The sequence below is a fragment of the Bacillus cereus group sp. MYBK15-3 genome (genome assembly GCF_051916765.1).
In the GTDB taxonomy this organism is placed as follows: Bacteria; Bacillota; Bacilli; order Bacillales; family Bacillaceae_G; genus Bacillus_A; species Bacillus_A cereus.
The window spans coordinates 913,874-926,695 of sequence record NZ_JBQAHG010000001.1; the positions used below are offsets into that span (position 1 = coordinate 913,874).

Below are 12,822 nucleotides of genomic sequence, written 5' to 3' on the forward strand. Positions count from 1 at the left end.
CATTATTTGTATTACGTGAAATTTTAACGTTATTTATGAACGAACAGCCACTTCTCTAACGAGTGGATTATGTACTTGCACATAAATAGCTTGCTCCAATGGATTACTTAACTCATCGACATCGAAAAATCTCGTTAGTAAATTTGCTTTACACGCTAACTTATCTTCGTCCAATAATTCTCTTAAAAATGTAGAAGGTTCCCGGTTATATGGAAGAAATGATTCAAGTACAGACCTTAATTCCGAGAGAAGAATTTCCTCCTTAATTAATCCTGCTGTGCCAAAACCATTAATGAGGCCAAACATATGATTGAAAATTAAGTAGTAACGAAATCTCTCATCCACAATATAGTCGTCATATAAATTTCCAGTACGTTCTCCAATACCAGCTAATTCATTATTAAGCATCTCTTTCATTGAATTACAGAAATAAAATCCTTGATTATCACGGAAATAATATTTGACCGGATAACCATCTTTTAGCTGAACAACGCTATTTTGCTGATGAGCTTCTAATGCAACACCATACTGTAAATACATCCATACCATTGGCTTTAAAGAAATATTCATATATCGTCTAAACCACTCTAAGCTTACTTCTTCACAGCTTTTACTTTCTAAATCTGCTAGGCGATGAATAATATTCGATAACCGCGTACGCTCCCCAGGTATAGCGTCTTGAACTAGCCCAGCAATTAATGTTGCGTCGTTTGCATGTTCGCTATAAAAAGGATTCTCACGAATAATCACTTCAAATCCAGATTCTTGTGTTCCATAATTTAATGTAATAAAGGCTGGATCACAAATAAAATCAAATCCTGGAAATCTTTCTCGTACTTCACCAATAGCCGTATTTAACATTTCCTTCCCTTCAAGACCACTCTCAAGTTCTTTCAGTTTATTAATACGCATTGAATTCGTTACTTTCACCGGAAATGAAAACTTAAGCATATACTTCGAATTGGGATGATATAGCGTCCTTAGTGATGATGTTGCCATATAATACTTACCTACAGGACCAATATACTCAAGCAATTCTTGAATTATCCAATCTTGTACGTAAGCTTGATGCAAGAGCCATTCTGCCTGAAGCGGATGAATTGGAATTAATGCATATTGATCTTCCTTACAGTACTTCGCTATAAATTCCTTACTAACCATCTCATCATTACTTAATTCTTCTTTTATAATCGTTGTTGTAGAATCTGATAATAATGATTTTTCATTTACTATACTTTTATGTGCCCGAAAATAATGAAGCTGACATTCCCCTTTTAATTCTGGAGAATACATTGCACTTTTCCAATCCAATATCCCCTGTCTACTCTTTGGTGTAGGATGAGTTAAATGCCCAAATAATAAAGACTGCTCCGCTTCTATAAAAGTTGTATGGAAACCGTATAATGCGGATGTATCTTCTATTCTCTCTTTTGTAAATTCCTCAATATTTTGACAACTACAGATAACTCGAAGCATAAGTTCCGCAGGATTCGTTCCTTCTCCGTAGTTGATCGACATCTCTTTTATTAAAAACGTAATAACTGTAACGTAATCTGCTGTAATAACAGAATTACTATCTCCAATTTGATAATAAAATTGTTCTCCAAACAAATGGCGATCTGTTGGTGATTTATATATAACTTCTCCATACAAAGTAACGTTCTGTGCCGATAGCCGACAACATAAATATGTGGGGACTGTATCTCTATTCAACGTATTACTGAAGATACTTTTCATTCTTTCATCCTCTGTAATCCATTCTCCACTCCCTGTTTCTCTTAAATAACAGTTTAAAAAGCTTTGTAATGTTGCATGTTCTGCGATTTGTTTCGCAAGCTGCATGTTGGTCCTCCTCTTTATATTAAAGCTATCGAAATTTTATATAATAAACGATAATTGAATGTCGTTATCAATTATGATTCTAATTGATAATAATATTCAATTCAAGAGTATATTTCAGAATTTTTTTATCTGTTTTAATTTTCCTTGTTTTCCCCCTTTTCTTTAATCTAGTTAAAAATACACAAAAAAAATACTCAGCTTCAAACTACATACTTACTATTTTTCATTAGTAATCTATCCAAAATGGTTAAACAAAAGAGGTATACCTTAATTGGTATACCTCTTTCAAACATAAAGTTTACATAATAATATTATTTATATCTCTCCAGCAATATGCTGTCTCTTCTACCTGTAATCGCTCTAAAAATTTTGTATCAATTTTTTCTGGGTTAAATTTTTCATAAAACTTTTTAGAAGGATTATTCGTAACAACCCAAACTAAAAGTGATTGCATATCATTCTTTACACATTCTGATAGTAACGCTTGAAATAACTTTTGTCCTATTTTCATTCCTTGATACTGTTGTAAAAGGTAGATTGCATATAATTCTCCATCACAATTATATGTACCAGTTCTTTCTACTCCCCCATCGATGAATCCAACTATTTCTCCATTTAAATTCTCTGCTACAAATCTAAATTGATGATTACCTTCTTTTTGAAAAATATCTTCCCATTGTTTTTCTCGTTTCTCATATGCTATATTATCTAGAATTTCGTCAGCAAATATCCCTTTATACGCTGTCTTCCAACTATCAACATGCACCTTTGCTATACCTGGTATATCATCCTTTATTGCTCTTCTAATATGTATTCCCATCATTTCTCCCCCCTTATTACTCATCATTATATCAATTTCATTCCTTAAAAATCCAAATAAAAAAGAGTGAATTTGAACTTCACTCTTTTTTATCACAATTATCTACTTTCCACTTCAACTGAAACTACTCGATCAATCTCTTTCAGGGAACTATATAACTCTGTTGTATATAAATCTTCTGGAGCTAAAATAACCATCTCCAGTTGCTGAAATGCTCCACTATCTATATCTTTAATTTTCACGCGTTTCACATGCATGCCTAAATTTTTAATTTGCTTAAATATACCATCTAATTCATGATGCTCTTTAACAGTAATTTTTATAGATAAATCCTTTTGTCTTAATGAATACGGTCCTGCAATTTTCACAAGTTGCGGAAGTACATTAATCGCTAAAATAATTAAAACCATAGCAACTGTCGCTTGTAAATAAAATCCTGCACCAATTGCGATTCCTAAAGCTGAAGCAGCCCACACCATAGAAGCTGTTGTTAATCCAGAAATAACGTCATTACTTCTTCGTAAAATGACACCTGCGCCAAGAAAACCAATTCCACTAACAATTTGAGCGGCCAGTCGCATCGGATCCATATTTGTATGTCCTGGAACAGAATATACATGCACAGATTCAATTGAAACCATCGTAATTAAACAACTTGCTACAGAAATAACCATACTTGTTTTCACACCAAGTGGTTTATTCTTTAGCTGCCTATCTATCCCGATGAATAATCCTAAAAAGAGTGCTAAACCTAATTTGAGTAAAAATTCATATGACATATTCCCATTCTCCTTACTTTACAATGTTTCCCTTAGAATAACTCACTATAACTCTTTTATGATATCAATTCCAGTCTTTTCTATTCATTTAACGTAAAAAACCGAAAAAACATTTATAACGATGTTTCTCCGGCTTTTTATTACACTTTAGATTCTTCTTTATTTCTGATCTTTAATCTTAATTTCTGCATCTTTGTAGAATGCTAATTTACTGTCATTATACTCTTTTGTAAATTTGTTAAACTGCTCTTTCGACTTTTGTGCTTCCACATTTAATTCATTAACAGTTTTAACTTTTTCACCGATTTCTTTTAATTTCGTTTCTTTTACTTTTAATTTTTCATACAGTTCTTTTTCAGTCGCTAACACTTTCGTGTAATTTTCATTCATCTTTTGGAATGCATCATAACGATTCTTATACGACTCTTCTACTGCTTTTGCTTGTTTTTGTAACTTTTTATCTTCAAGCTTCTCTATATTTCCTTGTACAGATTTTGTTTCTTTCTGAGCTTTTTCTAGCATTTCTTTTTCATTTTTCAATACTTTTTCACGATCATCTACATTTGCAGTAGCTTGCTCTAGTTTCTTCACAACTGCTTCATTATGATCTTTGCCTTCTTGCAAAATTTGAGAATATAATTCTTGGCCTTGTTTCTCTAACTGCTCTAATTTTTTTGCTTCATCCACTAAAGATTTTTCTTGTGTTGCTGCTGTTTCAAAAGCTGTATATAAATTTTCTTCTGGCTTTTCACCGAAACAACCTGTTAACAACCCTACTGATAACGCTCCAACTACTGCTACTTTTCCATACTTCAACGTCAATTCCTCCATTACATACGGTTATCATGCCAGAAGTTCACTGGGAAGTGACTCTCTTCATGATAAGCTTCAAACTCATAACCTTTTTCTTTTAGCCCCTTTAAAATTGCTGGCACAGCAGCAACTGATTGCGGGTGAATATCATGCATTAAAATTACTTCTTGTGGTTTTGTTGCGTTTGTTAATACGTTTTGAGCAATTTGTGCTGCAGCTGCATCAACTGGCATTTTATTGTATCTCCAATCTAATGAATCAATTGTCCAATCCCATACTTTAAATCCGCCTTCTACCACTTTATTTCGAAGACCTTCATTCAATCCAGGCATCGAACCATATGGAGGACGTGTTAATTTAGGTGATTTCCCAATAATATTAGCGATTAAACCTTGATCTTCTTTCATCTCATTTACATACTCGCCATTTTTATATAACTTTGCGAAATTATGTGTCATACTATGCATGCCTACATAATGACCCTCAGCATTTTCACGTTTCACTAAATCAGGAAATTCTTTTACATTCGCTCCAATTAAAAAGAACGTCGCCTTCGCATCATGTTGTTTTAGCGTATTTAATAATTCAGCCGTATATTTCCCTGGCCCATCGTCAAATGTAAGATAAGCAACTTTTCTTTCTTTTCCATTAAAACGACTTGGTGCCGTTTTATTCATTTCAACTTTCGGCTGTTCACTTGCAAGCTGCACTACATTTTCTTGTTTCGCAACAGCTTTTGCTGGTGAAGTAATTGATTGGAACATGTAATACCCAATAGCTACTGCGGCAATCGCTATTAAAACGACTACTATTTGTTTAATTTTTAAAGCTTTTTCCATTCTATCGAATTCCTCTCCCTATTAATCTTATATATAAATCGCCCAATATAATTATACATCTATTTATTTTTATTTCACCATATAAATAGATTTTATTTGTATTATAATGGGAGTTTTATCAAAATTGTTGTTCCTATTCCTTCTTTGCTTGTAACACTAAGCACACCACCATGAAGCTCTACCATTTTTTTAACGATAGCTAAACCAATACCTGCACCTGCAGCATGATTATTAATTTGGTAAAATGATTGCTCAATATATGGTAAATGTTCTTTAGCAATTCCAATCCCTTCGTCTCTTACCTTAATCACTGCTTGTCCTTCTATTTTAGTCGCTTCAATGTGTATTGTACTTTTTTTATGTGAATACTTAATTGCATTTTGAACAATATTCAAGAAAACTTGCTTTAACCTATTTCGATCTCCCATCAATTCAATTCGGTCTATAGTAGTAATAAATTGAATTTCCTTCTCTTCCGATTTAGGAGTTAATTGCCAAATCGTCTCCTCTAGTATATCGTACAACTGCACCTTTTGTTTATATAAATTAAAATGATTTGATTGTAATCTTGAAAAATCTAACAATTCTTCTACTAAATGAATCAATCTATCTGTCTCACCTGAAATAATGCCCATACCTTGCTTTATTTCTTCTTCTGTTAAATAATCTACTGTTTTTAACGTCTCACTCCAACCTTTAATTCCTGTTAAAGGCGTTCGTATTTCGTGCGAAATAGAAGCAATGAATTCATTTTTCATCTGCTCAGCCTTATCTATTTTATAGGCCATATAATTTAAACTATGTGCCAATTCACCTAATTCTCCAGGATAATCTTCTTTAATTTTTTGCTTTAATGTGCCTTCTGCAATTTGTGAAGAGGCTTGAATAATGGATTCAATTGGCTCAACAAATGAATTTGCCAAACGTCTACTAATTAAGAAGGCGACTCCCGAAATAACAATACCTACAGAAATAGTAAACGTAATAATTTCAATAATCTTTTTATTTACATTTGTTAAAACAGTCGTATATTTTAAAACACCAATAGTTTGTCCTTGATGTATAAGTGGGCTTAGCACCTCTAGTTGTTTTTTATTACCTTTCGTAGTAACTTGATTATACATTTCACCTTCTAATAATGATTGTGGAATATTCACTTTACCTTCTACCTTTTCACCACTTGAAGATTGTATAACCGAGCCGTGACGATCAATTAACTGTAATTCTGTTCCTTCTAATTGAAAGCTACTAATTATGTCACCACTATATTCTTGTAATCGAATAAAGTATAGTGAATTGTATTCTGAAAAAAAACGTGTACTCGTTTTCGCATGAGACTCTATATATTGCACAATACCATTATAATAGTATCGATAAATTGAGACTGAAAATACAACTTCAAATAATACAAGCATAAGTGTAATGACCGTCATAAAATATAAAGTCACTTTCCGTTTCATCTCATACTTTCCTTCCACACATATCCTTTTCCCCACACCGTAAGAATAAATTCAGGTTCTGATGGATTACATTCTATCTTTTGACGTAACCGTCTCATATTTACATCTACTACTTTCGTCTCACCTACGTAATTGGTTCCCCAAATCATATTTAAAATTTCATCACGCGAAACTGGCTTTGAAGCCTGATTCATTAAATACTGTAATATCATATACTCTGTAGGTGTTAAATCGACTAATTGTCCATCTTTATACAATCTTTCTTCTATAATATTTAACGAAAATGGACCTGACGTAACAATATTCGTTTTTTCTTCATGTACTTCTATTCTTCTTAATAAAGACTGTATACGTGCAGTTAATACTACTGGACTAAACGGTTTTGCAATATAATCATCTGCACCTATTCCTAGTCCTTGCACCTTATCTTCATCTTGTACACGTGCGGTTAACATAATAATACCCATTTTTTTATTTTCTTTCCTGATAGCCTTACAAACTTCTAAACCATCAATCCCCGGTAACATTACATCCAGCAGTGCTATATCAACAGTTTGTTCACTCAAAATCTGTAACGCTTCTTCTCCAGTAGTAGCTTCTATTACATAAAATCCAGCACGTTTTAAATTTAAAACAATAAAGCTACGGATCGTTAATTCATCTTCTAAAACTAAAATTTTTGACATAATTCCCACCTCCTACTCTTGTTGATAATCCGCTAGCGGTTTTATATATGCTTTCACTTTTTCAAATTCCGATTGCTTCGGTACTGCATATACGTGAGAAGCCGTTTTAATTGCTGCGCTGTAGCCTTTTATATTGAACCATTCTTTCCGCTTAAAAATATGAACTTCAAGCCATATTTTATTTGTTCTTGTATCCAAAAACTTTTGAGAATTTGATTCTTTTTGCTGATCTGGTATTGTAATTTTCCCTATTAACTCTTTAGGAATTTTCACATAATACCCTTTTTCTATATCTATATATCGTTCTTCAATTGGTTTAATTCCAGATTCACTCCACTGTATGTAACGTTCAAAAAGCGGACTATCGCCATGTGATTTATCCTCCCAACCTTTTGGACGTACAGTACGAACAAATTCAATAATGCCGTCTTCATTAACATCTTTACTTTCTACAACATATTCATTAAATAAATCTTCTTTCCCATCTATAGGTAATACTTCATAATGATCCTGATCAAATTTTGCTACATAAGTTATACCTGAATGAGCGCCAACTCCTGCATCAATTACTACCGCCTTTAGTGATTTAGATATACGACCCATTTGTATTCTTTGAATACTATTTATAAATGGATCGTATGACACTTCAGATAAAGTCTTAAATTGTTCCATGAACTCAACTGTCAGCTTCTCATCTTTTTCAAATGTAACAAGGCTTATATCTTTCAGTCCATTTTCATTTAGATCCTCTATGAATAACTTCGTATAACTTCGATTATATATTTCCTTCATCTCTTCATTTTCTTCCGAAAAAACATACATAACATGTTCTAACGATTCACGATTTACAGAGATTCCGATTAACAACTCTCTCTTCCCGTTCCCTGTAAAATCACCGACTTCAACGATATCTACATCTCCTCCATCAAATTTATGTGTGGACTTTATTCTCCAGCCATTTCCGATTTCTTCATATACGGCTAAATATACGCTATGATCTTCATTCGGCAATTTATAAAATAAGATGGCTTCTTTCTTATTATCTTGTTTAAAATTCATTGACCAAATCATCTGTTTATCTTTGTTAGACATTGGAGTAAGTAAGCGATAATTAACAGGTAAATCTTTATCAATTTGTTCCTTTAATTCATTAATCCATTTTTCATTTGTAGGAGCTTCCATTAGACTTGTTGGAGCTTCAGACATTTTACATCCAGTCAATATAAAGATAATTCCCATCATGCTTAACCATTTCTGCATATGATATCTTTCCTTACCACAAATTTTGAATATGTCCTTTTACTTTTTTACCTATCCATTATACTCATACATATGAGTATAATTTTTCTAAACTAAAAAATCGTTACAGAAAAGTTACAAATACATTCCAAAAAAAAAGATTGGCAAAAGCCAATCTTTTTTTATTATTCGTTTCGGACTGATTTTGGCGTTACACCTAAATGATCATTTAATTTTTTGGAAATATCTTTTACATTTTTTTCATTTGGAATGTAATAATAAATACCACCGATACGTTTATCTGTACCTTCTATTTGCATTTTTTCCATTTCCAAATTAGATCCTGCCATATTTTTTGTAATAGCAAGCATATCGTCAAATGTTAAGTTCGTTTTCATGTTTTTATCAACCGCATCTAGTAAAGAGCCCATTTTGCTAATTGATTGAACAGACATCGCTTTTTTAGCAATTGCTTCTATTACAAGTTGCTGTCTCTGTCCACGCATTGCGTCACTATCAATTTTACGCGTTCTTGCAAGTGCAAGAGCTTGTTCTCCATTTAAATGTTGGTAACCTTTTTCTAAATGGATCATACCAGCTTGGTCTTTACTATCTTGTTCAGTGAAAGTAACTGGTACATCAATATCAATACCACCAATTGAATCGACAATTTGTACGAATGATTCAAAGTTAAACTTCACATAATAATCAACAGGTACATTCAAAAATCTTTCCACCGTATCGCGTGTGCTTTCTACGCCACCAAATACGTGAGCATGAGTAATTTTATCTAATTTTTTTCTAGTTGGAATGTAAACACGTGAATCACGTGGAATACTTACTAGCTTAACAGACTTATCATCTTTATTAATTGTTGCTAATAAAAGTGCATCTGTTCGAACTGCTTCGCCATATTGGCTTTTTCTCATTTCACTTCCATCTACACCCATGATTAATATTGAAATATTATCCTTTAAAGGTTCGACTTCTTTATCACGCTTTGATGACTTATCAATTTTTGCATACGCATCATTTACAACAGCTTTTGCTTTATTATATATAAACGAACCATATCCTACTCCTCCAAAAATAAGTAGGAAAAATGGAATTAATATGAACCATTTTATTGACTTTCTTTTAGAACGCTTTTTATTACTTCTCGTATTTTGTTCTAATTCAGAGCTCATACCCATTCGCCTCTCTTTCTCTTTACCAAGTATAATGTAAGTCTATTTATCTTCATATTGAATTTCCTTTCACTAACCTTACAATTTTGTAAGGTTACTACTTAAACCCAATACGTATTCCATTTCACATTATACTCTCGTACTTATTTTTGGCAAGTCACTATTTACCAATTTCAAAAATTTAGCACTTCGCAACATATGAATTTACAAATTTATTAACTCTTTCATTTTAAATTAGGATGTCTTTTTCTTAACAAACGATATGAATAAAGAATCCAGCTAATTATAAAATCTCTATGAATACAGTATATTTGACGTTATTATTTCTCAAACGGCGTATACACGCTTTTCTTCCCCTGATTATCAATGTAAGCCGACTTTGCTTTTATTTTTGTTTTTTCTACTTCCATGTCTTCATTTGAGAAGTTCACAATGATTTTAATATCTTTTCCATAAGAAACAGATTGTACTAGCTTATCTTCTGACAAATACGCAAAATTCGTCATCTCTTCTTTTACTGCTTTTTCATGAACTTCATTCCAAACTTTTAGATGCTCTGTAATTTCTTTTTTATGCTTATTCCACTCTACTTCATCTAAATGGTACAACGGAGGAACATTATACAATAATTCAGACAGCATTCGATTTCCAACTTCATCTTTTGCCTTTAAACTTCCCCATTCCCAATGATGTGTTGTAATAACGGAATCATTGTATACTAATTTATATAATGGTACCGAATATACTGGGTTTAAATATACTTGTTTATATTCTTCTTTCAATGGTACTTGTTTTGCATATTTTTCAGGCACATTTTGATTTGGTGACCAATATCCACCGACATAATACGGACTTGTTTTATTTTTCCGCATATCTTCATCGTCCCATTTAATAACAGGTGTTTCAATTCCATGTGCAAATGCAATCGTACTACTAGCAAAATCATTTCCGCCTTCAGAACCAACGACCATACCCTTTTCTTGCGCAATGTAGTCCATTCGTTTTAAACGTGCTTTTAAATCTTGCTCTTGCGTCGTTATATGTTTCGCTGAATAGTCATCGTAAATTTCACCTGTCGCATCACAATCAATAAACCATGAATTATATTTAGGACCATTTTGTAATATATCATTCATGCGTTCCTTTACACTAGGCAGCGATAAAGTCGGGTTTAACTTGCGACCTCTTCCTAAAAAGCCTTGCACCTTTTCTCCGTTTTTCTTCGTTACAGTAGCCTCTTCGTATAATGACGGGTCATTAAAGGATGCTGTGTTCCAATTTTTATCACTTTTTTCGTGAATGGAATGATACGAATCATACGGACCAACTAAATACCCCATTTCCTTAGCTTTTGTTACGAAATTAGGTTGCATAAATCCTTGTTCCCAGTTCGGCAGACCAATCCACGCTTTTTCTATTCCTGCCTCTTTCATTTCCTTTAATATATCCGTTCCATCTGCATTACCCCATTTACTTACCTCTTCAACCGCATCACCAAGTAGCGACTTTAATAAATGCTTATTTAAGCTATACAATTCTGTATTCGTTAAGTGACCTACACCTTTCTTTAATAGCACACTAGCTTCCTGATTAACGTTTTGAAAAATATCCTCTTTATAAAATTCCTTCATCGATAATACTTCGTTTATATAACGTAAAATAACATTTTTTTGATACTTATCAATGAAATCTTGTTTACTTACTTGATCCAATACATTCAGTTCCCCAGGCTCGGAACTATTCTTTTGAATAAGTTCTTTTATATGACTAAACAGCGGGCTATTTATTTGCTCCCTTAGTTTTGGCCAATTTATATTATTTTCTAATAAACCATTTTGATTCCAAAAATAAAAATGCGCCGCTCCATATAACTTTTCGATTTCTTTATTTTTTCTAGCCTTTTCTTGTAATGTTTTAAATTCACCTTTTCGAACAATATCATCCTTATACAGTTTAGCAATGCTTACCGCATCATTATTTGTCACATATAATTGAAATCCATATGTTTTATTTTTATTTATGCTCGGAAATTCATGTGTAAAATCAAATCCTATTTTCGGATCCGAATGAAATTTCAATTCATTATTAAACATATTTGTTGCAATATATACAATTGAATATTTCGAACCATTTAATGCGAAAAACTTCATAGAAAATGATTCAGCAAATGAATATGCATCATCCTTTAAAAACTTCTTCCAATTCTCATCATTGCTCGGAATTTGCTTACCCTCCCATAACGGAAGTGTATAATTTTCAGCTTCTACTTTCGGCCATGTAAAGCTTTCTGCACCAGTCGATTCCACTTCAATGTTTAAGTGGTCTTTTTTCTTTTCTAATTTTATTTTTACTTTTTGATCTGGATATTCCCACGATGTACGATCCTTTTCTTTTTTTACATTCGATACCTTCATTTTCGGTAGGGGTTGTGATGCCTGTTCCTTTGCCCCCTCATGTTCTACAGTTAATGTGAATGTTTCTGGATTTACATCATAAGTAAAATCTTTATACGTCGCTTTCTTTATTTTAGACTCTTGTACAGCATTACTACCTTTTACGTCACAACCGACTAAAGTCGAAAACGACATAGTTGTAAGAAGACATATCGCTATCGTTTTTTTCATCCTCTGCACCTCCACCAATGAATATACAGATGCTTTGTTACAGGAATGTGGCAAAAAAGAATAGAGCTAGCATTTTGCTAGCTCTGTTTGGAGTATTAAAAGTTGATATGAACAACTATAATTCGCTTAGAAGATATGTAATACAGTAACTACATTTTTTCTCAACAATTATGAAACTAAACAAATCAAAATTTTAACAAGCATTCTTCAACTGAAAAAATAAGTGTATACAATGTATCCTAAAAGTAGTACTAAAATGATTATTCCTGTACCTTTCCAATTCATACCGCCTGCTATATCAACTGGACTACCCGTTTCCGCTCTATTGAGTCCGTCACGTAAAGAACCCGTAGGATTACTTTTTAATTCACTTTGTCTCATACGCTCTCTTTTTTCTTCTGGTGACTCTTTATTCATTTAATCACCTCCAAAATGAATGCACTCTTTACTTACATTATTCAAAATCAACATTTGTTTTATATTTTTCCGAAAAAACCTAATTTAAAATAGGTTTGCAACGTAAAGAAAGCTAG

Annotated in this window: 11 protein-coding genes; all 11 read right to left on the reverse strand. The window is 32.6% G+C overall.

Going from position 1 to position 12,822, the window contains the following annotated elements; genetic code table 11:
• Positions 1–33 precede the first annotated feature (33 nt).
• The 11 genes from ACTFR8_RS04680 to ACTFR8_RS04730 all read right to left on the reverse strand — a co-directional run bounded on the left by ACTFR8_RS04680 (position 34) and on the right by ACTFR8_RS04730 (position 12,706).
• Positions 34–1,842, reverse strand: coding sequence for an IucA/IucC family protein (locus tag ACTFR8_RS04680; protein WP_001175120.1), 1,809 nt, complete (start codon positions 1,840–1,842; stop codon positions 34–36).
• Positions 1,843–2,140: 298 nt separating this feature from the next.
• Positions 2,141–2,665 (reverse strand): GNAT family N-acetyltransferase, encoded by a 525-nt coding sequence (locus tag ACTFR8_RS04685; protein WP_025966232.1) that lies wholly within the window; start codon positions 2,663–2,665, stop codon positions 2,141–2,143.
• Positions 2,666–2,760: 95 nt separating this feature from the next.
• On the reverse strand, positions 2,761–3,441 hold the full coding sequence (locus ACTFR8_RS04690) for an MgtC/SapB family protein (protein ID WP_000119510.1): 681 nt from the start codon (positions 3,439–3,441) through the stop codon (positions 2,761–2,763).
• Between the two features lie 159 nt (positions 3,442–3,600).
• Entirely contained in the window at positions 3,601–4,257 is a 657-nt protein-coding gene (locus ACTFR8_RS04695; RefSeq protein ID WP_000873574.1) for a YkyA family protein, read from the reverse strand.
• Positions 4,258–4,271: 14 nt separating this feature from the next.
• Positions 4,272–5,093, reverse strand: a complete 822-nt coding sequence (locus tag ACTFR8_RS04700; protein WP_000409484.1) for a peptidoglycan-N-acetylglucosamine deacetylase — start codon at positions 5,091–5,093, stop codon at positions 4,272–4,274.
• Positions 5,094–5,194: 101 nt separating this feature from the next.
• Positions 5,195–6,553 carry a sensor histidine kinase gene (locus ACTFR8_RS04705; RefSeq protein WP_000824533.1) on the reverse strand — a complete coding sequence of 453 codons (1,359 nt, stop codon included), beginning with the start codon at positions 6,551–6,553 and terminating at the stop codon, positions 5,195–5,197.
• A complete protein-coding gene (locus tag ACTFR8_RS04710) occupies positions 6,550–7,239 on the reverse strand; it encodes a response regulator transcription factor (RefSeq protein ID WP_000036071.1) in 690 nt (229 codons plus the stop codon). Before ACTFR8_RS04710 ends, ACTFR8_RS04705 begins: the two co-directional genes overlap by 4 nt.
• A 12-nt stretch (positions 7,240–7,251) precedes the next feature.
• A complete protein-coding gene (locus ACTFR8_RS04715) occupies positions 7,252–8,499 on the reverse strand; it encodes a hypothetical protein (protein WP_001174864.1) in 1,248 nt (415 codons plus the stop codon).
• A 164-nt stretch (positions 8,500–8,663) separates the two neighbouring features.
• A complete protein-coding gene (locus ACTFR8_RS04720; protein ID WP_001987131.1) occupies positions 8,664–9,665 on the reverse strand; it encodes an LCP family protein in 1,002 nt (333 codons plus the stop codon).
• 320 nt (positions 9,666–9,985) lie between these two features.
• Positions 9,986–12,289, reverse strand: a complete 2,304-nt coding sequence (locus ACTFR8_RS04725; protein ID WP_000750825.1) for a glycoside hydrolase — start codon at positions 12,287–12,289, stop codon at positions 9,986–9,988.
• 207 nt (positions 12,290–12,496) lie between these two features.
• Complete coding sequence (locus tag ACTFR8_RS04730; RefSeq protein WP_001031483.1) at positions 12,497–12,706, reverse strand: DUF6366 family protein; 210 nt, start codon at positions 12,704–12,706, stop codon at positions 12,497–12,499.
• Positions 12,707–12,822 lie beyond the last annotated feature (116 nt).